Below are 22,412 nucleotides of genomic sequence, written 5' to 3' on the forward strand. Positions count from 1 at the left end.
GGCCGCCCGGTCACGGAATCAGGAGGGTCGACCCCGTCGTGGTTCGTGATTCGAGCGCGCGATGCGCGTCGGCGGCGTCTCGCAACTTATAGCGCGCGCCGATCCGCACCGATACCTTGCCGCTCGCGATCATGGCGAACAGCCGCGCGGCCGACGCCTGCCTTTCCTCCGGGGTGGCGGCGTAATCGGCGAGCGTTGGGCGGGTGACGAAGACCGAGCCGGCGCTGGTGAGGTCCAGCGTCCGGATCGGCGGCACGGGGCCGGAGGCGTTGCCATAGGTAACCAGCAGGCCGCGCCTCGCCAGCGAGGCCAGCGAAGCCTCCCAGCTCGCCGCGCCGACGCCGTCCAGCGCCGCCCGCACGCCCCTGCCCTGCGTCCGTTCCCGCACCGCTTCGGCGAGTTCGTCCATCGGGCAGCTCAAGGCGTGGTCGGCGCCGAGCGCCTTGGCCATCGCGGCTTTCTCGGCGCTGCCGGCATGGGCGATCACCGTCGCGCCGATTGCCTTCAGCCAGGGCACAAGGATCGAGCCCACCCCGCCCGCCGCCGCATGGACGAGGATCGTGTCGCCCGCTTGCACGCGGGCGCAGCGTTCGATCAGATATTCGGCGGTGCAGCCCTTGAGCAAGACCGCCGCCGCCGTCTCGGCGTCGACTGTCTCGGGCAGCTTCACCGCGCGGAAGGCATCGATCACGCGATGCGTCGCATAAGCGCCGAGCGGGCCGGAGAAATAGCCGATCCGGTCGCCCTCGTGGAAGTCCGCGACGCCCTCGCCCACGGCCTCGACCTGGCCCGCCGCCTCAGCGCCCAGGCCGGAGGGAAGCGGGACCGGATAATGGCCGGAACGATGGTAGGTGTCGATGAAGTTCAATCCCACCGCCTCATGCCGCACCAGCAGCTCGCCGGGGCCGGGGGACAGGGAGCCGAGCGGTTCGCTTTCCACGACTTCCGGACCGCCGGTCGTCCGGAAGAGAAGCCGGTATGATTCGCTCATGCTAGGTGTCGCGCGAGAAATTCCTCGGTGCGCTCGTCCGCGCGTTTCGCGGCCTCCACGCTGCGCCGCTTCCCCATCTCCGCCGCGAAGCCGTGATCCTCGCCGGGATAATCGTGCAGGGTCACTTTAGGATGGCCGTCCAGTCCCTCGTGCATCTTCCCCTGCGTCGCCTTGTCGACGAAGCCGTCGTCGCCGGCGATGTGGAGCAGCAGCGGGCGGGAGATGGCGTGCTTCTCGCGCAGCAGATTGTCGACGCCGACCGCATAATAGCCGACGCTGGCGTCGATGTCGGTGCGCGATGACGTCATGAAGGCGAGACGGCCGCCGAGGCAATAGCCGACGCAGCCTACTTTCCCGTTGTCTCCCAGGGACTTGCGCGCCGCGCGGATGGTCGCCTCGATGTCCCTTATGCCCTGGTCCTGGTCGAACCGGCCCATCAGGTCGAGCGCCTGCTTGAACTCGCCCTCGACGTCCGAGTCCAGTTCTATGCCCGGCTCGAGTCGCCAGAACAGGTCTGGTGCCAGCGCCAGATAACCCAGGCTGGCCCAATGGTCGCATTTGCGGCGTATGCCTTCATTCACGCCGAAAATTTCCTGGATGACGATGATCGCGGCCTTGGGCTCGCCGCCCGGCCGCGCCTCATAGGCCTGGAAGCTGCCTTCGCCGTCCAGCGTGGGTATCTCGATCATCCTGTCCTCCTTGCGTCGTGGCGGCGACTATACACATAAGGCGCGGCCAGCGGACAAGCCGGAGGAGTCGAGCCCCATGAAAGTCACCGTCGATGTCGATTGCACGCCCGAGGAGGCCCGCCGGTTCCTCGGGCTTCCGGACCTCGGCCCGATCCATGCCGCTTATATCGAGAAGATGCAGAAGGCGGTGGCGGACGGCATCACACCCGACATGGCCGGAGACATGATGAAGGCCTGGGGGCCGATGAGCGAAGCGGGGCTCGGCCTTTGGAAGCAGATGTTCGACCAGATGAGCGGGAAGAAGTGAGCCCGGGCGATCGTCCCACCATTTTTGCGCTTTCCTCAGGCAATCCGCCGGCGGCGATCGCCATCATCCGCATCAGCGGCCCCGGTGCCGACGCGGCGGTGGAGGCGCTGGCCGGGCGGTTGCCCGCGCCGCGCCATGCGACGCTGGCTACCCTGCGCGAGCGCGGTAGCGAGCTGCTCGACAAGGGACTAGTCCTCCGCTTCCCCGGCCCCGACAGCGCGACCGGCGAGGATCTGGCGGAACTCCATCTTCATGGCGGACGCTCGGTCGTCGCGGCCGTGCTCGCGGCGCTTGGCCGGATAGACGGCCTGAGGCCCGCCGAACCGGGCGAGTTCACCCGCCGCGCCTTCGAGAATGGCCGCATCGACCTGTCGGAAGCGGAAGGGCTGGCCGATCTCCTCATGGCCGAGACCCAGTCGCAGCGCCGCGCGGCCCTCGCGCTGGCCGGCGGCGCGCTCAGCCGGATGGTGGAGGATTGGCAGCGCCATTTGCTCAATCTCAGCGCGCGGCTCGAAGCGGCGCTGGATTTCGCCGACGAAGGCGATGTCGAGGACGAACTCCCCGACGCCTGGAGGGAGGGGCTCGGTCAGCTTGCCCGCGCTTTGGCTGAAATCCTGGACCGTCCGCCGATCGAGCGGTTGCGCGACGGCGTCCGGGTCGTGATCGCCGGTCCGCCCAATGCCGGAAAGTCGAGCCTACTCAACGTGTTAGCTGGGCGCGATGCCGCGATCATCTCGGAGATCGCCGGCACGACTCGCGATCTGGTGGAGGCGCCGACGGCGATCGGCGGAGCGCCCTTCCTGCTCGTCGACACAGCCGGGCTGCGCGACAGCGGGGACAGGATCGAATCGATCGGAATAGATCGCGCTCGCGCCAGCCTCGCTGACGCCGACATCATCCTCTGGCTCGGCGACCCGGCCGAATGCCCGCACCGGGAGCGGGCGATCCTGATTCACTCCAAGGCGGATCTCGCGCCTCCGACGACCGAGGCCGATTGCAGTGTTTCGGCGAGGACGGGACAGGGAATCGACACCCTCATCGACCTCCTTACGACACGGGCCAGCTCCCTTCTTCCCCAACAGGGGGAGGTCGCGATCAATGCGCGTCATCGATCCTTGCTGATCGAGGTCCGCGCTTCTCTGGTGGAAGCCATGGCGGCCTATGATCCGCTCGTCGCGGCCGAGGCGCTGCGCCAGGCTCGCCTTGCGCTCGATCGCATCACCGGACGCGCCGGGGTCGAAGAGATGCTGGATGCGGTGTTCGGAAGCTTCTGCATTGGTAAATGAAGTGTTTCACGTGGAACGTTGCGAATTCCGGCCTTCGTTGCCGCGATGAATTCGTTTAAGGGCGTCTCGATGCCCAATCAGTTCGACATCATCGTGGTGGGCGGCGGCCATGCCGGGACCGAGGCCGCGGCCGCTGCGGCCCGCATGGGTGCGTCGGTGGCGCTGGTCAGCTTCACCCGTGACTCGATTGGCGCCATGTCGTGCAATCCCGCGATCGGGGGCCTCGGCAAGGGGCATCTCGTGCGCGAGGTCGATGCCTTTGACGGCCTGATCGCTCGCGCCGCCGACCATGCCGCCATCCATTATCGTATGCTCAACGCCAGCAAGGGCGCGGCCGTGCGCGGGCCGCGCGTCCAAGCGGATCGACGTCGCTACAAGGCCGCCATCCATCAACTGCTCCGTGACCAAGCCGGGCTAAGCATCGTCGAGGGCGAAGCGGTCTCGCTGCGCATGGAGGGGGGGCGGACACCCCGCATTACCGGGCTGACGCTTGGTAACGGGCGAGAGCTTCGCGCCGCCGCCGTCATCCTGGCCACCGGCACCTTCCTCAACGGCAAGCTTCATTTCGGCATGAGCCATTGCGCGGGCGGCCGGGTCGGCGAGCGCGCCGCCGTGACCTTGGCGCAGCAGCTCAGGGCGCTCGACCTTCCCCTTGCCCGCCTGAAGACAGGCACTCCTCCGCGCCTCGACGGCCGGACCATCGATTGGGGCGCGCTGGAGCGCCAGCCGTCGGATGAGGGGCGCTGGACGATGTCCTCGATGAGCGAAGGGCGCGTGGCGCCTCAGCTCTTCTGCGCGATCACACGCACGAATCAGCGCACCCACGACATCATCCGGGCTTCGCTCGATCATTCGCCGCTCTTCAGCGGCGAGATCAGCGGCGTGGGGCCTCGTTATTGTCCGTCGATCGAGGACAAGGTCCACCGCTTCGCCGACCGTGACGGCCATCAGGTCTTTCTGGAACCCGAAGGCCTCGACGATAACGTCATCTATCCGAACGGCATTTCCACCTCGCTGCCCGCCGACGTGCAGTTGGAGATGGTGCGGTCGATGGCCGGCCTGGAGCGCGCCGAGATCGTACAGCCCGGCTATGCCGTCGAATATGACCATGTCGATCCGCGCACTCTGGGGCCCACCCTCGCGGTGCGGAACGTCGATGGCCTCTATCTCGCCGGCCAGATCAATGGCACGACCGGTTATGAGGAAGCCGCGGCGCAAGGCCTGGTAGCGGGCCTCAACGCAGCCTCGGCCGTTGCCGGCAAGGCGCCGATCCTCTTTGACCGCAGCGATTCCTATATCGGCGTCATGATCGATGACCTCGTCCTCCAGGGAATCACCGAGCCGTACCGGATGCTCACGGCCCGCGCGGAATATCGGCTGCGCCTTCGGGCCGACAATGCCGACGCGCGCCTGACTCCCGGGGCTATCGAGGCAGGTTGCATTTCGGCGGATCGCCGCCGCCGGTTCGACGAGTCGAGGGCCGAACGCGCGCGGGTGGAAGGCTATCTCGAATCGCGGCGGGCAGCCGTGGATCTGGTCGGCGCGGGGATCGCGGTTCGCGACGACGGGGCGGCGCGAAGCATGGCGGACTGGCTACGATTTCCTGAGCTCGACCGCGACGGGCTCGTCCGCGTCTTGCCTGTCCTGGCAGATAGCGATCCGCTTATATTGGAAGAAGCGATCCAGGATCACCGTTACGCCCCCTATGTGGCCCGCCAGCAAAGCGAGATCGCAAGGCTCAAGGCGGACGAATCGATCCGGATTCCGGATGGCTTTTCCTATGAGGCCGTTCCCGGACTCTCCAATGAGATGGTGGAGCGCCTGACGGCCACCCGGCCTTCGACACTGGGGGGCGCCAGCAGGATTCGCGGGATCACCCCGGCCGCGCTGGCCGCGATTCTGGTTCACGCCCGCCGCCGGGCGGCCTGATGGACGAAAGCGCGGCGCGCCAGTGGCTGATCGACCAACTCGCTGTTTCACGTGAAACACTCGAGCGTCTGCAAGACTTTGTTAACCTCTTGCGGGAGGAAAATGAGCGCCAGAATCTTGTGTCGCGCGCCAGCCTGGATCAAGTGTGGTCCCGCCACATCGTTGATTCGGCTCAGCTTCTTCGATTCGCACCGGCCGCTGCGGCGACGTGGCTCGATCTCGGGACAGGCGCCGGCTTTCCCGGTCTGATCGTCGGACTGCTGCGTCCCGGCAGCGTGGTCTTGGTCGAGGAACGCGCCAGGCGTGCGGAGTTTCTGAAGCGGGCGGCGGAAGTGTCGGGAATCGGCGACCGGGTGCGAATCGTCGCCTCCCGCGTCGAGCGGTTCGAAGCCGAGCCGTTCGACGTCATCAGCGCCCGGGCCTTCGCGCCGCTGGAGAAATTGCTCGCGCTCGGCGAACGGTTCGCCGCGCCGGCGACGCGGTGGATTCTGCCCAAGGGCCGAAATGCCAAGTCGGAACTGGCAGCGGCCGAATCTTCATGGCAGGGTGTGTTCCGGCTGGAGCCCAGTATCACCGACGCTGACGCGCAGATCATCGTCGCCGAGCAGGTTCACCACAGGAGCAAGGGAAAGCGCGCGCGATGATCCGGATTGCAGTGGCCAACCAGAAAGGCGGCGTCGGCAAGACGACCACCGCGATCAATCTCGCTACCGCGCTCGCCGCCACCGGCTGGAAGGTGCTGCTGATCGATCTCGATCCGCAGGGCAATGCCTCGACCGGCCTGGGAGTCGATCAGGCCCATCGCGAGCGTTCGAGCTACGAATTGTTGCGCGGCGACTGTACCCTGCCCGAAGCGGTCGTCGCGACTCGGGTGCCGCGCCTCGACCTCGTTCCCGCAACGGTCGACCTGTCGGGCGCGGAGATCGAGCTGATCGACTATGAGCAGCGGACGCACCGGCTCGACGAGGCGCTGGACGGCGCCGCGCCCGGCCGCTGGGACATCTGCCTCATCGATTGCCCCCCGTCGCTCGGCCTGTTGACCATCAACGCGCTGGTCGCGTCGCAGTCCATATTGGTGCCACTTCAGGCCGAATTCTTCGCGCTGGAGGGTCTCAGCCAGCTTCTCAAGACGGTCGAGCGGGTCCGCTCCGGCTTCAACCGCGGCCTGTCCATCTTGGGCGTCGCGCTCACCATGTACGATCGCCGCAACAATCTTTCGAGCCAGGTCGCGGACGATGTCCGCGCCGTCCTCGGCAAGGTGGTGTTCGAGACGGTGATTCCGCGCAACGTCCGGCTGTCGGAAGCGCCGAGCCACGGCCTGCCCGCCCTCATCTACGATCATCGGTGTCCCGGTTCGGAGGCTTATATGGCGCTCGCCCGCGAGTTGATCGGGCGGCTACCCAAACCGGCGGCCGCGGCATGAGCGACGAAACCCCGCTTCGCAAGCGCCCCTCTGGCCTCGGCCGCGGGCTTTCCTCGCTGCTCGGCGAGGTGGCGCAGGAGGCGTCTGTGGCCGGCGAGGCTCCGCGCGGCGGCATCCAGATGCTGCCCGTCGCCAGCATCGCTCCCCATCCCCAGCAGCCGCGACGGCATTTCGACGAGGAAGCGCTGGCCGAGCTTGGCGAATCGATTCGCTCGCGGGGCCTCATCCAGCCGATCGTCGTCCGCCCGCATGAAGGCGGCTATCAGATCGTGGCCGGCGAGCGTCGCTGGCGCGCGGCGCAGAAGGCCAGGCTGCACGAGGTGCCGGTCATCGTCCGCGATTTCGACGACCTCGAAACGCTGGAAGTCTCGATCGTCGAGAATATCCAGCGCCAGGATCTCAACGCGATCGAGGAGGCCGAGGCCTATAAGCGCCTGATCGACGAATTCGGCCACACCCAGGAAGCGCTTGGCCGATTGGTCCACAAATCTCGTAGTCACGTGGCTAACCTATTGAGACTACTCGACTTACCGGAAAGGGTGCGCGGCTATGTCGCGTCGGGCGAGCTCGACATGGGCCACGCCCGCGCGCTGATCTCGGCGGACGATCCCGAGGCGCTCGCGCTCGAGGTCATCAACCGCGACCTCTCCGTTCGCGAGACCGAAAAGCTCGTCCGCGCCGGCAAGCCCCGCAAGCCGGGTCCAGGACGGATGGAATATAAGGGCGCTCATGCCGACATCGAGGCCCTGGAACGGCAATTGGGCGACATGCTCGGCCTCCGGGTCAAGATCAGCCACCGTCCCGATGGCGGCACCGTGGCCCTCGGCTACTCGTCGCTCGACCAGCTCGATATGATCTGCCAGCGCCTGAGCGGAGAGAAGATTTAGGCCCGGCGCCCGTCGAACAGGATCGTCATTCCAGCGAAAGCTGGAATCTCCCTTCTTTCCTCGCTGAGGTTGAAGGAAATGAGATTCCAGCTTTCGCTGGAATGACGTGTTTTCAGCCGGCGGGTCCGGTTCTATCGCAGCCGCGCCGCTTGGCGGCAGATGGCGAAAAGCTCTTCGTCGACGGCAGGCGCGCCGAGGCCGCCCGGGGCTTTCACCTGCCGTTCCGCGTCGAGCAGGCGCGCCATGCCCTTGGCGATGAGATCGGAGCGCCAGCGCGACACTTGCTGCGCCACCGCGTCTTTTTCCTTCCAGAATATGGACTTGCCCTGTGCCACCATGACGGCGGAAACGCTCCTTCCGCCCTCGACCTCCGCCCGCAGCCGGGCGAGCAGGATCATCCGGCGGAGCATCGCGCGGATCAGGGGAATACCCTCGATGCCGACGCTCCTGAGGCGCAGCAATTCAGCCTGGAGCATCGTCGCGTCGCCGCCGCCGACGCTCTCGACCAGGCGGCTCAGATCGCCCTCCTCATTGGCGGCGCCGACCGCGTCGACGACATCCTCGTCGATCCGGCCCGGCCGGTCGGGCGCGGCATCGATATAAAGAGCATATTTTCGCAGCTCCCGCGCGATGATCGCGCGATTGCCGCCGGCCGATTCGGCGATCCGGCGCGCGAGCCGCGAATCCAGCGAGAGCCCCTCCTCCCGAGCCAGTTCGGCGACCAATTGGGGCAACTCGCGCGCGTCCGGGATGTAGGAGGCGAAGGCGAGCGCGGCGGGGCTCGCCAGCGCGAGCTTCAACAGCTTCGCCGTGGGCTTGAGCGCACCGGCGAGGATCGCGACCGGGTTGCCGGCGGCCGGCGCCTCCAGCAAGGCCTCGACCGCCGGCAGCACTTCGTCGCCACTGGCCGTGACGAGAATGGCGCGGGTGTCGCCGAACAGCGAGATGGAGGCCGCTTCGTCGGCGAGCCGCGCCGGGTCCGCCTTCAGCTCCGCGCCGCTCAATTCGATCCGCTCGGCGCCGGGGGCGAGCAGCCCGGCCAGCGCGCGCGAACCGGACTCGTCCGGCCCATAGAGGAGGAGAAAGCGGGTCGCCGGGTCCGGCGCCTTCAACGCCCGCTCGATCTGCGCCTTGCTGGCCTTCAACGCGCTTCGCCGGTGCGCGCCATGTACAAGGCGACGCGCGAGACGATCTGGTCCGCTATATCCTGCGAGAGGCGCTCCAGGGCGGTCTGCTCGGCGGCGACGGTCGCATATTCGGAGCTGACGACATCGATGCCCGCGTCCGATCCCGCCGTGGCGTCGAGCAGGACGGTGCCGAGCGCGGCGTCGACCAGCTGGTAGCGGGCGCGCAGGGTCCTCCGCTCGCGCGTGACCGAATTGTCGGCGCGGATGCCGAAGCCGGTGATATCGTCGTCCAGTTCGATCTGGAGCCGGAAACGCGCCCCGGCCCCGCCGTTGGACGACAGACGGTCCTCGAGCGCGGTTCGTACCAGCCAGCCCGCCCGTCCCTCGATAGGGGCCACGGCCACCGATTGCAACGACTGCGCGACGAGACCGTCGCCGCCGCCACTATAGAGCGGCCGCAGCGTACAGGCGCCCAGCAGCAGAAACAGCGGCAGGGCGATGGCGCGCATCATGCGACGAGGTTGACCAGCCGGTCCGGGACCACGATCACCTTGCGGGGCGGCCGGCCTTCCAGGATGCGGACGATCTTGTCGGAGGACAGGGCCATTTCCTCGATCACTTCCTTGGCCGCGCCCTTCGGCGCGGTGATGGTGTCGCGGAGCTTGCCGTTGACCTGGACGGCGATGGTCACTTCGTCCTCGACCAGCAGGGTCGGGTCCACGTCCGGCCATGGCTGGTCGGCGATCAGTCCCTGCCGGGCGAGCGACGCCCAGGCTTCCTCGGCGAGATGGGGCACCATTGGCGCGACGAGCAGCAGCATCGTCTCCACCGCCTTGGCCCGCGAGGCCGACGGCGCCGCCTTCTCGACCGCGTTGGCAAGTTCGTAGACGTTGGCCACGGCCTTGTTGAAGGCGAGCGATTCGATGTTGGCGGCGACGCTGGCAATGGTCTGGTGGAGCTTGCGGTCGAGCGCCTTATCCTCGCCGTCGCCAAGCCAGGTCGTGCTTCCGCCGGCTCCGGCGCTCAGCCGCCACAGCCGCTGCACGAACCGCCACGCGCCCTCGATGCCGGCCTCGCTCCAGGGCAGGTCGCGCTCGGGCGGGCTGTCGGAGAGCATGAACCAGCGCACCGCGTCCGCGCCATATTGATCGACGATCGGCTCGGGATCGACGGTGTTCTTCTTCGACTTCGACATCTTCTCGATGCGGCCGGGCTCGGCACGCTCGCCGGTCGCCGAGATGACCCACCCGTCTCCCCGCTGCTCGACCTCGTCCGGGTTCAGCCAGCTTCCGTCGGGCGCGCGATAGGTTTCGTGCGTCACCATGCCTTGGGTGAACAGCCCCTTGAACGGTTCTTCCACGTCGAGCTGGCCGATATGCCGCAGCGCCCTCGTCCAGAAGCGCGCATAGAGAAGGTGCAGGATCGCATGTTCGACGCCGCCAATATATTGGCCGACCGGCAGCCAGCTTTCCGCCACCGCCTTGTCGAACGGCCTGTCATCGGGGTGGCTGGCGAAGCGGATGAAATACCATGAGGAATCGACGAACGTGTCGAGCGTGTCGGTTTCGCGGCGGGCGGCACCGCCGCAGCTCGGGCAGTCCGCCTTGCTCCATGTCGGGTGACGGTCGAGCGGGTTGCCGGGCAGGTCGAAGCTCACATCCTCCGGCAGGACGATCGGCAACTGGTCCTTGGGAACGCCGACGGGGCCGCAGGCGTCGCAATGGACGATCGGAATGGGCGTGCCCCAGTAACGCTGGCGCGAAACGCCCCAGTCGCGCAACCGCCACACGGTCGTGCCCTGGCCCCAGCCTTCCTTCTCCGCGAGGGCGATGACCGCGCGCACCGCTTCGCCGGAATCCATGCCGTCGAGGTCGCGGCTGTTCACCAGCCGGCCTGGCCCCGAATAAGCTTCATCGCCGATGGGCTCGGCGGCTTCGTCGAGGCTTGGCGTGACGACGCGCTGGAAAGGCAGATCATATTTGCGCGCGAAATCGAGGTCGCGCTGGTCGTGGGCGGGAACGCCGAAGATTGCGCCGGTGCCGTAATCCATCAGCACGAAATTGGCGACGTAGACGGGCAGCATCCATTCCGGATCCATCGGGTGGACAACTCTGGCGCCGGTATCGAAGCCCTTCTTCTCCGCCGTTTCGAGCGCGGCCGCGGTGGTGCCGCCCGCCTTGCACTCCGCAATGAAGGCGGCGAGCGCCGCATCCTTCTCCGCGAGCGCGAGCGCGATCGGATGGTCGGGAGACACGGCGGCGAAGCTCGCGCCGAAAATCGTGTCCGGCCGGGTCGTGAACACCTCGAACCCGTCGGCGCCGCCGACCGCCCGCTCGAGCTGGAAGCGAAAGCGCATGCCGCGGCTCTTGCCGATCCAATTCTCCTGCATCAGCCGGACCTTTTCGGGCCATTGGTCCAGGTCGCCGAGGCCGTCGAGCAGCTCTTCGGCGAAATCGGTGATCTTGAGGAACCACTGGTTCAGCTTGCGCCGCTCGACGGGCGCGCCGGAGCGCCAGCCCTTGCCGTCGATGACCTGCTCGTTGGCGAGCACCGTCATGTCGACTGGGTCCCAATTGACCTCGCTCTGCTTGCGATAGACGAGACTCGCCTCGAACAGGTCGAGGAACAGGGCCTGTTCATGGCCGTAATAATCGGGCTCGCAGGTGGCGAGCTCCCGGGACCAGTCGAGCGCGAAGCCGAGGCGCTTCAATTGCGCGCGCATCGTCGCGATGTTCGCCCGCGTCCATTCGCCGGGATGGACCTTCTTCTCCATCGCCGCATTCTCGGCGGGCATGCCGAAGGCGTCCCATCCCATCGGGTGGAGGACCTCGAAGCCCTTCATCCGCCGGTAGCGGGCGAGGACATCGCCCATCGTATAGTTGCGGACGTGGCCCATGTGGATGCGCCCCGACGGATAGGGGAACATTTCCAGGACGTAGCTCTTGGGCCGGGGCGACTCGTCGTCGGCGTGGAAGGAGCCCCGCTCCTCCCACACGGCCTGCCAGTGCGCATCGGCCTTGAGCGGATTGAAGCGCGATGCCATCGCTTTGATTTACCTTATGAAATTAGCCTGAAACGGCGCTCCGGCGCAGATCGCGCGCCTTGGTGAGGATGATTTCCTCCAACTTCTGCACGGTGGCCGCGCTGACCGGCGCGTCGATCCACTGGCCGTTCTGGTTGACCTGGCGCGACGCGGCGACTCGCAGGGCGTCGGCGCGCAGGTCGCTGTCGAGGATGGTGGCGGTCACCTTCACCCGCTCGTTCGGCGAACTGGGGTCGGTATACCAGTCGGTGACGATCACGCCGCCGTTCGAATCGACCTGCGCGGTCGGCGCGAAGGACAGGGTGTCGAGCGCCGCGCGCCACAGATAGGAATTGACGCCGATCGTGGTCGTCTGGGCGGCGGCGAGGTCGGCCCGGGGAACCTCGCGGTTGCTCGCGCAGGCGGGGAGCATAGCGACGCATATCATCGCCAAGCCGAGAGAAGCAGCGCGAGCCATCCAGATTTCCTTAAAAGACGATATTCGGTTCGACCGCCGTTATAGATAACGAGGCGCGGGCGGCAAGCCGTCTCTGCCGCCGGAGCGCGTAAAGCGGGCTGGCTCCTTCATCGGCGGTAAAGGCGGTTGTGGACAAGTTGCAACAACCGGAGAAGATTCGTGCGCCGCCGGCGTGCATTACTGGCTTGCCGCCGGGACTGCCACTACATCGGATCGACAGGGAGTCGAATGACGTGATGAAGCTGGGTGGGATTGCTGCTGTCGGAGGGATGTCGCTTGCCGCGCTGTCGCTCCTGCTCGCGCCCGCCATCGCGGCGACCAGCCAGGATGTCGCCAAGAAGCCGCGTCCGGCCCCGTCCTACCGCGCGGGCAGCTTCACACCCGCCGTCGCCGACCCTCGGCTCGCGGCGGAATTCGCCCGCCGGGGCCTCTCCGCCAACAGTTTCCGGTTCACGCCGACCGCGGCCTCGCCCGACAAGAGCAAGGCCGTCCGCGTCACCGTCCGCGCCCGCGCCACGACCACGGCCGAGGCCGCGCGCGATATCGGCGAATCGTCGGCCAGCGCGATCACGGCGATCACGCCGACCGCATATAATCTCGGCGTCTCGGTCGGCTGGAGGCGCTTCGCCCTGTCCGGCGACATCGCCAAGGTTCGGGGCGGGCTGCTCCCGGGCGGCCGCGAGGCGGCGGAAGTCGGCGTCAGCTATGCCGCCAAAGACTTCACCGGCCGCGTCCTGGTCGGAGCCGAGCGCACCGACGGCACCCAGGCCCGCATTCTACCCGACGAGCAGAGCTATTCGCTGGACGTTGGCGGATCCTATTCGATCGCCCGCAACCTCGATGTGACGGGCGGCGTCCGCTACAAGATCCAGCGCGACCGCCTCGAGCCGCTCGAAGACGAACGGCGCGACAGCCAGGCCGTCTATATCGGCACCGCCTTCCGCTTCTAAAGCAGGTTCGACCAGGGTCGAATCGTCCCCAGGTCCTTCGAGCCGCCCTCCCCGAGCCGCTGGCTATTCCTGCCAGGCGTCGATCGCCGCCCAGCCATATGGTCCGAACCGAGCGAGCGAATGCGCGCGCTCGGCGTTCATGCCTCCAAGCGCGATGATCGGGAGCCGCGTTTTCCTCGCGAGACAGCCGAATCGGACACGGCCGAGCACCGCCGCCTCGGGATGGGACCGAGTCGCGAAGACCGGTGACAGGAAAAGGATGTCCGCCCCTGCCCGTTCGGCGCGGCGTATCTCGGCGAGATCGTGGACCGGCGCGCTGCGCAAGCCCAGGCTCCGCCGGCTTCCGCGCCCGTGGCTGCCGTCGGCGCCCCAGGCGCGCGCCTCGCCCGCCGACCCGGCGAGAAGCAGCATCAAGCGCTTTTGCCGGGCGACCGCTTTTATCCGCTCAAACAGCGCGCGGCGTTCTCCGGCCGGCAGGCTGTAGTGGCGAAAGATGATTCCCGCGCCGCGCGGCAGCCTTTCCAGCGCCCGCCACAGGCCCTCCCCTTGCCGTTCGTCGGTCATCAGCCAGAGGCGCGGGAGAGGCTGGCGGCGGCGCATGGCGCTTCCTATAGCAGCCGCCATGACCGACGCATCACCTGCCGCGCGGCTGGACCTCGTCCGTGCCGCCATTGCCCGCGCCGGAGGCCTGGCGGGCCGCTCCGCAGATCAGATCACCCTGATCGCGGTCTCGAAGACGCACGCGGCCGAGGCGATCATTCCGCTGCTGGAAGCGGGTCAACGCGTCTTCGGCGAAAACAGGGTGCAGGAGGCGGAGGCGAAATGGCCGGCGCTCCGTGCCCGTTTTCACGGAATCGAATTGCACCTGATCGGCCGTCTCCAGTCGAACAAGGCGGAGGAGGCGGTGGCGCTGTTCGACGCCATCCATTCGGTCGATCGCCCGTCGCTGGTCTCGACGCTGGGCAAGGCGATGGCGAAAGCCGGCCGGCGACCGGACTGCTTCATCCAGGTCAATGTCGGCGTCGAATCGCAGAAGGGCGGTTGCCCGGTCGCGGAGCTGCCGGATCTGCTGGAGCGCTGCGCCGAGGCCGGGCTGCCGGTCGCGGGGCTGATGTGCATCCCGCCTGCCGATGTCGAGCCGGCGCCCTATTTCGCGCTCCTCGCCAAATTGGCGCGTCGTCATGTCCTGCCCGGTCTCAGCATGGGCATGTCGGGCGATTTCGAGACGGCGGTGACGATCGGCGCGACCCATGTCCGCGTCGGCACCGCCTTGTTCGGGGAGCGTAGCTGAGGCGCGGCGATATGCGGTTCGAGGCCATCATCTTCGATTTCGACGGCGTGGTCGTCGACAGCGAGGCGCTCGCCAACGCGGCGATGGCCGACGTGCTGGCGAAGCTCGGCTACGAAATAAGCGGAGAAGAGGCTGTGGCGCGCTATTCGGGCCTGCGCTGGCGCGACTGCCATCGAAGGATCGAAGAGCATTCGGGCCAGAGTTTCGACAGCGAAGAGCTCGGATCCCTCGTTGACGCGGCCGTCGCCGCCCGAGCGGAGGAAATGGCGGCAATCGAGGGCATCGCGCCTTTCCTCGCCGGTCAGGCCCGTCGCCGACTCGCCATCGCTTCGTCGAGCGAGAAAGAATGGCTGGACGGCACGCTCGCCCGGCTCGGCCTCGCCGCGCATTTCGGCGACCATGTCTACAGCGCCGCCCGCATGACTCGCGGGAAGCCCCATCCGGACATCTACCTCCACGTCGCGGCCCGGCTCGGCCTCGCGCCGTCCACCTGCCTCGTCATCGAGGATCATCCGGTCGGCGCGGCCGCCGGCGCCGCGGCGGGTATGACCGTCATCGGGCTCTTGGCCGCCAGTCACATCCGCGACGGCCATGCGGAAAGGCTGCTGGCGGCGGGCGCGCATCGCTGCGCCCGAACCTATGCCGAAGCCGCTCATGTCATCGAGCGGCTGGAAGCGTCATGACGCCATGACGGTCAAAGCTGGTGGCCGCTCCGCCGCCGTTTCGCGTCGAGATAAGCCTGATTGTGCGGATTCGTACCGGTCTTGAGGGGGATGCGTTCGGCGACCCGGATGCCGGCGCTTTCCAGCCCCGACACCTTTCGGGGATTGTTCGTCAGCAGGCGCACTTCCTCGCGGCCGAGCAAGCGGAGCATCGCGCCCGCCACCGAGAAATCGCGCTCGTCGTCGTCGAAGCCCAGACGGATGTTGGCGTCGACCGTGTCGAAGCCCTGGTCCTGGAGCGCATAGGCGCGGAGCTTGTTGACGAGGCCGATCGCGCGGCCTTCCTGACGGAGATAGAGCAGGATGCCCCAGCCGGAGGCGGCGATGGCCGCCAGCGCGTCGTCGAGCTGCGGCCCGCAATCGCATTTGAGCGAGCCCAACGCATCGCCGGTCAGGCATTCGCTGTGCAGCCTCACCAGGGGCGGCTCTTCGGTCGGGGCACCCACGATCAGGGCGACATGCTCGGCCGCGTCCTCGGTGGAGCGAAAGGCGACGATCTCCGCCGTCTCGGCGGCTTTGACCGGCAAGCGCGCGCGCGACGCGATGACGAGCGAAGGGCTGGCATCGTAGGCGCCGATGGCTGAGACGGAAAGCGAGACTTCCAAATCCCCCCGGCCGCCGACGAAGAAGGCGGGCAGCAGGCCGGCGCGCCGGGCGAGACGCAACGCCGCGGCGGCCGCCTCGGGACAATCGCCGGCGACGGCCTGGAACGGCCCCTTGAACGGGGCGACCAGATCGAGTGCGGGATCGGCGATGGCGGTGGCTTCGGCGAGGCCTACCCAGGGCGCGCGCGCGATCCGCACCGGGCCGGTCGGTACGGCGTCTCGCTGGTTGGCGAGCTTCAGGGTGACGGCGCGATTGCCGGAGATCAGGATATCGGCGGGCGCATCGCCATCGAAGACGGCGAGGGCCGCTTCGTCGGCCGTCTCGACCGCCAGAAAGCCGATGTCGTCGATCGCGATAGGCCAGCCGCGCCGCAGCGCGTCGATGGCGCGGGCGATATTGCGGGCGTCCGGGCGCCCGCGGGTCAAATGGCGAACTCGGTCACGAGCGGGACATGGTCGGACGGCCGAATCCAGCTGCGGCAATGCTCGTGGACCGCATGGGCGCGCGCCAGTTTCGCCACGTCCGGAGTCGCCCACATATGGTCGAGCCGCCGCCCCCGGTCGTTCTTGGTCCAGTCGGGCGAGCGGTAGCTCCACCAGGTGTGGAGGCGGCCGGGCGCCGGGTAGAAGTGCCGGCCGAGATCGACCCAGTCGCCGCTCTGCTGGAGGCGTCCCAAGGCCTCGACCTCGATCGGCGTATGGCTGACGACGCCCAATAGCTGCTTGTGGCTCCAGACGTCGCATTCGAGCGGCGCCACGTTGAAATCGCCGACCAGCACCGTCGGCCGGCCGCATTGCTCCGACCATCGGGTCATGCGCTCGATGAAATCCAGCTTCTGGCCGAATTTGGGGTTGAGGCTGCGATCGGGAATGTCGCCGCCGGCCGGAACATAGACATTCTCGAGCCTGATGCCGCATTCGAGCTGCACGCCCAGGTGGCGCGCCTCGCCATTGTCCTGCCAATCGAAGCGCCAACAGCTTTCGGCATCCTCGCGTATCGGCACACGGCTGACGATGGCGACACCATGGTGCATGCGCTGGCCGCACAGCATGATGTGCTTGTAGCCGAGGCGCTGGAACATGGCCTTGGGGAAATCGCCGTCGATGACCTTGGTTTCCTGGAGGCAGAGGATGTCGGGCGCATCCTCGGCGAGAAACTTCTCGACGATGTCGATGCGGGCGCGGACGGAATTGATATTCCAGGAAGCGATTTTCAGGGTGGAAGACATGGGCCGGGCTGTAGCGGGCGGGACGATGGCTGTCGACATTGTCAGCCGACATCGGCCGATAGGGCGGACAAATAAAGGCCCCCGCTCCGGGGGCGTGGAGCGGGGGCCAACCAAGCGCGTTGTTACGCGAGGTCAACCGCAAGTTCCGGTCCGGGCAACAGGGGGAAAACCCGAAGGGGAGACTCACGATTGCAGTCTCTCTTTTAGCGCGCCCTTCCTGTCGCCCGGATGAATGACGTTAACTTTTGACCACGGTTTTCAGCCGCGTATCAGCCTCTCGGGCCGCGCTTGCGCGGGTCGGTCCAGCGGAAGGCGCTGTCGGCGACGGCAACGTTGAACTTCTGGTTCGACAGCTTGATGGTCGACCGGTTGTTCTGCGCGTCGAGGGTCGTCCAGCCCTGGAGCATCAGTCCCGACGGCGCGCTCTCCACCTTGGCGAAGGCGATGGTGATCGTGCCGAATTCGGGCTTCTTGGGATCGTGCGCCTGGACAAGCAGCACCTGATCGTTGTCCTGCAGCACCTTGGCGACGCCGGCCAGATCCTTGTTCGGGTTGAGCAGCACCGACAAAGGCGAATCGCCGATCGGCCAGCGCGACACCTGGCGCACCTCATAGTCGATCATGGTCAGCGCCTTGCCGTCGCCGACGATCAGCATCGGCACACCCTTCTGATACTGAAAACGCACCTTGCCCGGGCGCTTGAGAGTGAGGGTGCCGCCCAAGGTCTGGCCCTTGCGGTCGGTCTGGCTGAAATTGGCGGTCATCGTGTCGACCGCCTTCAGATGCGCGCTGACCCGCGACAGCGGCGAGCCGGATTGCGCGGCGACGAGCGCCGGGGCGGCGAGCGCGATCGGCACAGCGGCGAGAGCGAGCGTCTTGAAACGCATCATGTACAGTCTCCGTCCTTGTTTGGCGGGGGATATGGGATTTGGCGATTGAATGCCTCGTGAACCCGGCGGTTCCCAAAAGTTCAGGCTTCAGATCGCGTGGCCTTCGGGGTCGATCAGCACTTCGCGGCGGCCGACATGGTCGGGGACGCTGACCAGGCCCTCTTTCTCCATCCGCTCGATGAGGCGGGCGGCGTTGTTGTAGCCGATGCGGAGCTGGCGCTGGATGTAGCTGGTCGACGCCTTCTGGCTCTCGGCCACAGTCTGCACCGCCTTGCGGTAGAGCCGGCTGTCGGCGTCGTCCTCTCCCGTCGGCTGGCCCTCGAAGACGTAGCCGCCATCCTCGGGCTCCTCGGTGACCGCCATATTATATTCAGGCGATCCCTGGCTCCGCCAATGGTCGGCGACGGCGCGAACCTCCTCGTCGGTGACGAACGGGCCGTGGACGCGGACGATCTGCTTGCCGCCGGGCATGTAGAGCATGTCGCCCTTGCCGAGCAGCTGCTCCGCCCCCTGCTCGCCAAGGATAGTGCGGCTGTCGATCTTGGAGGTGACCGAGAAGGAGATGCGGGTCGGAAGGTTCGCCTTGATGACGCCGGTGATGACGTCGACCGACGGACGCTGCGTCGCCATGATGAGGTGGATGCCTGCCGCACGCGCCTTCTGCGCCAGCCGCTGGATCAGGAATTCCACCTCCTTGCCGGCGGTCATCATCAGGTCGGCGAGCTCGTCGACCACGACGACGATCTGCGGCAGCACGTCGAAGTCCAGCTCCTCCATTTCATATTTGGGCTGGCCGGTATCCGGGTCGTAGCCGGTCTGCACCCGGCGACCGAGCGACTGCCCCTTGGCCTTGGCGTCGCGCACCTTGGCGTTGAAGCTGGAGAGCTGGCGCACGCCGACCGAGGCCATCATCCGGTAGCGCTCCTCCATCTGCTCGACCGTCCATTTCAAGGCGCGGATCGCCTTGGCGGGCTCGGTGACCACCGGCGAGAGAAGGTGCGGAATGTCGTCATAGATGCTGAGCTCGAGCATCTTGGGGTCGATCATGATCATCCGGCACTGCTCGGGCGTCAGCCGGTAGAGCAGGGACAGGATCATGCAGTTGAGGCCGACCGACTTGCCCGATCCGGTGGTGCCGGCGACGAGCAGGTGCGGCATCGGCGCCAGATCGGCGATGACGGGGTCGCCGGCGATATTCTTGCCGAGGATCAAGGGCAGCGAGGCGACCTGATCCTCGAAGGCGTGGCTGGCGATGAGCTCGGAGAGCGTCACCATTTCGCGCCTGACATTGGGCAGCTCGATGCCGATGACGCTGCGGCCGGGGATGGTGGCGACGCGCGCCGACAGCGCCGACATGTTGCGGGCGATGTCGTCGGCGAGCTGGATAACACGGCTGGCCTTGATGCCGCTGGCCGGCTCCAGCTCGTACATGGTGACGACCGGCCCGGGTCGGACCTCGACGATCTCGCCCTTAACCGAGAAATCCTCGAGCACCGATTCGAGCAAGCGGGCGTTGCGCTCGAGACTCGCTTTGTCGAGCGTCTCGCGGGACGCCGGCGGCGGCGGATTGAGGAGGTCGATAGTCGGCAGCGCATAAGCGTCGCCGAGCGCGAGCGAGGGCTGGCGCTCGCGTTGCGGGCGGCGCCCGGCGTCCGGCGTCCTGGCGCGGTCGGCGATGATCGTGCGCTTTGCCTCCGACGGGGCGGCCACCGCCGCGCGGGCCGGCCGTTCGGCGGGCTCCTCGCGATCCTCGCGCCGATCCTCCAACCGGCGCGGCGCCCGTTCGTGCCGGGCCAGCCACTGGCGCTCCTCGGCGCGGAGACCCAGCCCGAGATACCAGAGGAACAGCCCGGCCAGCGCCAGCAGCGCCACGGTCACGACCCGGAACGGCTCGGCGATGCCGGGCTCGCCCATCAAAGCGAAACCCATGTCGGCGAGCTTTGCCAGCCACAATCCGAAGGCCCCGCCCCAGCCGGCGGGGAGCCCGTTGACCGCGCCGCCGAACAGCAAGGCCACCGCCGTACCGAGGAGGACGATGCCGGCGATGGACAGGAGCAGAGCGCGCAGCCAGCGGCCCGCGTCCGCGCCGCGCAGGAGGCGCAGGCCGAGCACCAGGACGAGCGGCAGGAGCAGCCCCGCCGGCGGCCCCCACAGGCTCAGCAGCAGGTCGGCGGCATAGGCCCCGGTCTGTCCGATCCAGTTGTTGACCGGCCCCGCGGCCGACGTATTGAAAGCCGGATCGGTCGGCCGATAGCTGACGAGCGCGAGCGCGGCCAGCAAGGCGGCCGCGACCAGCGCCACGCCGCCGACCAGGGTCGTCGATCTCCTCGCCCCCTTCTTGAGGCCGTCCCGCCATTGCGCCAGCCGTCCCGGCCGGGCGCCGCGCGCCGCTGATGTCGCCACGATCGTGCCCCGTATGTTCCGCTCGTCCTTAATGCGCCCTTGGCGAGTCCGGGGTCAAGCGCTTGGCGTTGCCCCATTGCATCGCTAAGGCGACAAAATGACCCAGGCGGACGTCATCATCCTCGGCGGAGGGCTGGTCGGGCTCACCCTGGCCATCGCGCTCGACCGCCATGGCCTGTCGAGCATCGTCGTCGATCCCGCCGACCCCCAGACGACCCTCAGCCCCCAATATGACGGGCGGGCGACGGCGGTGGCGAGCGCGTCCTGGCGGATGCTGGAGGCGATCGGCGTGGGCGAGCGCCTTCAAGGCCATGGCTGCCCGATCCGCTCGATCAGGGTCAGCGACGGGCTGGAGCCCGGCGGCCTGGTCTTCGATCCGCCGGCCGGCGACGATCCGCTCGGCATCATGTTTGAGAATAGGCTGCTCCGCGCGGCGCTGCGCGACACGGCGCTGGCGGCTAAGAATATCGAGCTGGTCATGCCGGCGCGGCCCGCCGAAACCGTCCGCGACGGCAGCGGCGCGCGGGTCGCGCTGGAGGACGGCCGGCTGCTCGCCGCGCCTTTGCTGGTCGGCGCCGAAGGGCGGGGCTCGCCGACGCGCGAAGCGGCCGGCATCCCGATCGCGCGGTGGAGCTACGACCATGCCGCGATCATCGCGACGGTGACGCACGAGCGGAGCCACGAAAATGTGGCGTACGAGATATTCTATCCGGCTGGGCCGTTCGCGATCCTGCCGATGCTGCCGGGCACCGATGGCCTCGGGCGCTCGGCGATCGTCTGGTCGGTCAAGGCGGACGACGCTCCGGCCATTCTCGGCCTGCCGGATCGGGCCATGGCCGCCGAGATCGAGAAGAGGATGGGCGGCTTCCTCGGCAAGGTGGAGCTGGCCGGCCCCCGGGCCAGCTACCGGCTCGGCTTCCACCATGCCGCCACCATCACCGGCGAGCGGCTGGCGCTGGTCGGCGACGCCGCGCACGGCATCCATCCGATCGCGGGCCAGGGGCTCAACCTGGGCTTTCGCGACGCGGCGGCGCTGGCGCAGGTGCTGGTCGAAGGCTCGCGGCTCGGCCTCGACCTCGGCGATGCGCAATTGCTCTCCCGCTACGAGCGCTGGCGGAGCCTCGACACGCTCATGGTCGCGGCGGCGACCGACGGTCTGACGCGCCTCTACGGCATTCCCGGCAGGACCGCCTCGGCGATTCGCCGCTTCGGCATGGGCGCGGTCCAGCGCATCCGCCCCCTCAAGGATCAGTTGATGGCCGAGGCACGAGGCGAAAGCGGCGAGCTCCCGCTGCTCCTGCGGGGATTGCCGATCTAGCGCGGTCGATATTGAATTCCCGCTCAGCCCTTCCTCAGGACGAGCGGGATGGGTCAGGCCCAGCCCGGTCGAGCTCTCGCGCCGCCTCGACCAGCATCACCGGCACGCCGTCGCGAATCGGATAAGCGAGGCCGGCTTCGTCTGAAATCAGCTCGTCGGAATTCGCGTCGTGGCGCAGCCGCTTTCGCGTCACCGGGCAGACCAGCTTCTCCAGCAGCGCCGGATCGATGCTCATTGCATCGTCTCCGGTCCGTCGGCGCCGCCCGGGAGCATGCGCTGGAACTGCATGAACTGGACGAGGAGGTCCGCGCGCGCCGCGAGGCCGTCGGCTTCGAGCAAAGCCTGCTTGGAGCCGGTGTCGAGCGGCGCGATCTGGGCGATGCCGTTGACCAGCATCTCGTCGTCGAGCCGGCCGACCGCTTCCCAGTCGACGGCATAGCCCAAAGCGTCGGCATAACGCCGCGCCTCGCGCTCGAGCTCGGCCCGCTGGATGCTGGCGAGAGGGTCCGGATCGGAATCATCGTCGAAGTCGCCGGGATCGGCATCGACCTGGCGATAGGGGGTATCGACGGCCGCCTCGCGCGCGATCCGGAAGCGACCGATTCCCTCCAGCACGATGTTGAAGCGGCCGCCCTCGATCTCCTCCGAACCGACGATCCGGCCGAGGCAGCCGATTTCGAACAAGGCCGGCGGCCGGCGCTCGTCGCGCGGCTGGACCATGGCGATGATCCCGTCGCTCGCCAGCGCGTCGCGCACCATCGCCCGATAGCGCGGCTCGAAAATGTGAAGCGGCAATTGCATGCGCGGGAAGAGCAAGGCTCCCGCCAAGGGGAAGATCGGCACCCTGAGGAGGCCGCCGCCCTCC

Annotated in this window: 23 protein-coding genes; 10 read left to right on the plus strand and 13 right to left on the minus strand. The window is 67.6% G+C overall.

What is annotated here, in order from left to right; all coding sequences use genetic code 11:
- Window positions 1–10: 10 nt before the first annotated feature.
- On the minus strand, window positions 11–991 hold the full coding sequence (locus ACFQRC_RS08740; RefSeq protein ID WP_379960128.1) for a quinone oxidoreductase family protein: 981 nt from the start codon (window positions 989–991) through the stop codon (window positions 11–13).
- Window positions 988–1,680, minus strand: coding sequence for a dienelactone hydrolase family protein (locus ACFQRC_RS08745; protein WP_379960130.1), 693 nt, complete (start codon window positions 1,678–1,680; stop codon window positions 988–990). Before ACFQRC_RS08745 ends, ACFQRC_RS08740 begins: the two co-directional genes overlap by 4 nt.
- Window positions 1,681–1,756: 76 nt before the next feature.
- Between ACFQRC_RS08745 and ACFQRC_RS08750 the strand changes: the two genes are divergently transcribed.
- From ACFQRC_RS08750 to ACFQRC_RS08775, 6 genes are all read left to right on the plus strand, one after another.
- Window positions 1,757–1,987: a DUF6489 family protein gene (locus ACFQRC_RS08750; protein ID WP_379960133.1), complete on the plus strand. Its 231-nt coding sequence runs from the start codon at window positions 1,757–1,759 to the stop codon at window positions 1,985–1,987.
- A complete protein-coding gene (mnmE, locus tag ACFQRC_RS08755; protein WP_379960136.1) occupies window positions 1,984–3,273 on the plus strand; it encodes a tRNA uridine-5-carboxymethylaminomethyl(34) synthesis GTPase MnmE in 1,290 nt (429 codons plus the stop codon). The genes ACFQRC_RS08750 and mnmE overlap by 4 nt, the downstream gene beginning before the upstream one ends.
- Before the next feature lie 69 nt (window positions 3,274–3,342).
- Window positions 3,343–5,202: a tRNA uridine-5-carboxymethylaminomethyl(34) synthesis enzyme MnmG gene (gene mnmG, locus ACFQRC_RS08760; protein WP_379960139.1), complete on the plus strand. Its 1,860-nt coding sequence runs from the start codon at window positions 3,343–3,345 to the stop codon at window positions 5,200–5,202.
- Window positions 5,202–5,846, plus strand: coding sequence for a 16S rRNA (guanine(527)-N(7))-methyltransferase RsmG (gene rsmG / locus ACFQRC_RS08765; RefSeq protein WP_379960141.1), 645 nt, complete (start codon window positions 5,202–5,204; stop codon window positions 5,844–5,846). Before mnmG ends, rsmG begins: the two co-directional genes overlap by 1 nt.
- Complete coding sequence (locus ACFQRC_RS08770) at window positions 5,843–6,625, plus strand: ParA family protein (RefSeq protein WP_379960144.1); 783 nt, start codon at window positions 5,843–5,845, stop codon at window positions 6,623–6,625. Before rsmG ends, ACFQRC_RS08770 begins: the two co-directional genes overlap by 4 nt.
- Entirely contained in the window at window positions 6,622–7,512 is an 891-nt protein-coding gene (locus ACFQRC_RS08775; protein ID WP_379960147.1) for a ParB/RepB/Spo0J family partition protein, read from the plus strand. Before ACFQRC_RS08770 ends, ACFQRC_RS08775 begins: the two co-directional genes overlap by 4 nt.
- A gap of 131 nt (window positions 7,513–7,643) precedes the next feature.
- Here the strand turns inward: ACFQRC_RS08775 and holA are convergent, their stop codons facing one another.
- From holA to ACFQRC_RS08795, 4 genes are read right to left on the minus strand one after another with little or no spacing between them, the layout of a single operon-like run.
- Window positions 7,644–8,657, minus strand: a complete 1,014-nt coding sequence (gene holA, locus ACFQRC_RS08780; protein WP_379960150.1) for a DNA polymerase III subunit delta — start codon at window positions 8,655–8,657, stop codon at window positions 7,644–7,646.
- Entirely contained in the window at window positions 8,654–9,151 is a 498-nt protein-coding gene (gene lptE / locus ACFQRC_RS08785) for an LPS assembly lipoprotein LptE (protein WP_379960153.1), read from the minus strand. Before lptE ends, holA begins: the two co-directional genes overlap by 4 nt.
- Window positions 9,148–11,682, minus strand: coding sequence for a leucine--tRNA ligase (leuS, locus tag ACFQRC_RS08790; protein WP_379960156.1), 2,535 nt, complete (start codon window positions 11,680–11,682; stop codon window positions 9,148–9,150). The genes lptE and leuS overlap by 4 nt, the downstream gene beginning before the upstream one ends.
- A gap of 22 nt (window positions 11,683–11,704) precedes the next feature.
- A complete protein-coding gene (locus ACFQRC_RS08795) occupies window positions 11,705–12,139 on the minus strand; it encodes a DUF3576 domain-containing protein (protein WP_379960158.1) in 435 nt (144 codons plus the stop codon).
- 233 nt (window positions 12,140–12,372) lie between these two features.
- On the opposite strand from ACFQRC_RS08795, the gene ACFQRC_RS08800 reads away from it, so the two are divergent.
- Window positions 12,373–13,089: a hypothetical protein gene (locus tag ACFQRC_RS08800; protein WP_379960161.1), complete on the plus strand. Its 717-nt coding sequence runs from the start codon at window positions 12,373–12,375 to the stop codon at window positions 13,087–13,089.
- A gap of 63 nt (window positions 13,090–13,152) precedes the next feature.
- Here ACFQRC_RS08800 and ACFQRC_RS08805 read toward each other — a convergent pair whose 3' ends face one another.
- Entirely contained in the window at window positions 13,153–13,689 is a 537-nt protein-coding gene (locus ACFQRC_RS08805) for a thiamine phosphate synthase (protein ID WP_379960163.1), read from the minus strand.
- A gap of 22 nt (window positions 13,690–13,711) precedes the next feature.
- Between ACFQRC_RS08805 and ACFQRC_RS08810 the strand changes: the two genes are divergently transcribed.
- Window positions 13,712–14,380, plus strand: coding sequence for a YggS family pyridoxal phosphate-dependent enzyme (locus tag ACFQRC_RS08810; protein ID WP_379960166.1), 669 nt, complete (start codon window positions 13,712–13,714; stop codon window positions 14,378–14,380).
- 11 nt (window positions 14,381–14,391) lie between these two features.
- Window positions 14,392–15,063 carry an HAD family hydrolase gene (locus tag ACFQRC_RS08815; protein ID WP_379960169.1) on the plus strand — a complete coding sequence of 224 codons (672 nt, stop codon included), beginning with the start codon at window positions 14,392–14,394 and terminating at the stop codon, window positions 15,061–15,063.
- An 11-nt stretch (window positions 15,064–15,074) separates the two neighbouring features.
- Here the strand turns inward: ACFQRC_RS08815 and ribA are convergent, their stop codons facing one another.
- The 4 genes from ribA to ACFQRC_RS08835 all read right to left on the minus strand — a co-directional run bounded on the left by ribA (window position 15,075) and on the right by ACFQRC_RS08835 (window position 20,229).
- On the minus strand, window positions 15,075–16,133 hold the full coding sequence (gene ribA / locus ACFQRC_RS08820; RefSeq protein ID WP_379960171.1) for a GTP cyclohydrolase II: 1,059 nt from the start codon (window positions 16,131–16,133) through the stop codon (window positions 15,075–15,077).
- Window positions 16,130–16,936, minus strand: a complete 807-nt coding sequence (locus ACFQRC_RS08825; RefSeq protein ID WP_379960174.1) for an exodeoxyribonuclease III — start codon at window positions 16,934–16,936, stop codon at window positions 16,130–16,132. Before ACFQRC_RS08825 ends, ribA begins: the two co-directional genes overlap by 4 nt.
- A gap of 269 nt (window positions 16,937–17,205) precedes the next feature.
- Window positions 17,206–17,826 carry an outer membrane lipoprotein carrier protein LolA gene (locus tag ACFQRC_RS08830; RefSeq protein ID WP_379960177.1) on the minus strand — a complete coding sequence of 207 codons (621 nt, stop codon included), beginning with the start codon at window positions 17,824–17,826 and terminating at the stop codon, window positions 17,206–17,208.
- Between the two features lie 87 nt (window positions 17,827–17,913).
- Window positions 17,914–20,229: a DNA translocase FtsK 4TM domain-containing protein gene (locus ACFQRC_RS08835; protein ID WP_379960180.1), complete on the minus strand. Its 2,316-nt coding sequence runs from the start codon at window positions 20,227–20,229 to the stop codon at window positions 17,914–17,916.
- A 97-nt stretch (window positions 20,230–20,326) separates the two neighbouring features.
- Here ACFQRC_RS08835 and ACFQRC_RS08840 point away from each other — a divergent pair, with 97 nt between their 5' ends.
- On the plus strand, window positions 20,327–21,547 hold the full coding sequence (locus ACFQRC_RS08840; RefSeq protein WP_379960183.1) for an FAD-dependent monooxygenase: 1,221 nt from the start codon (window positions 20,327–20,329) through the stop codon (window positions 21,545–21,547).
- A gap of 34 nt (window positions 21,548–21,581) precedes the next feature.
- Here the strand turns inward: ACFQRC_RS08840 and ACFQRC_RS08845 are convergent, their stop codons facing one another.
- Together ACFQRC_RS08845 and ACFQRC_RS08850 are read right to left on the minus strand one after the other, a co-directional pair.
- Window positions 21,582–21,782, minus strand: a complete 201-nt coding sequence (locus ACFQRC_RS08845; protein ID WP_379960186.1) for a Trm112 family protein — start codon at window positions 21,780–21,782, stop codon at window positions 21,582–21,584.
- Complete coding sequence (locus tag ACFQRC_RS08850) at window positions 21,779–22,390, minus strand: LON peptidase substrate-binding domain-containing protein (RefSeq protein WP_379960189.1); 612 nt, start codon at window positions 22,388–22,390, stop codon at window positions 21,779–21,781. Before ACFQRC_RS08850 ends, ACFQRC_RS08845 begins: the two co-directional genes overlap by 4 nt.
- Window positions 22,391–22,412 lie beyond the last annotated feature (22 nt).

The organism is Enterovirga sp. GCM10030262 (assembly GCF_042666435.1).
GTDB lineage: Bacteria > Pseudomonadota > Alphaproteobacteria > Sphingomonadales > Sphingomonadaceae > Allosphingosinicella.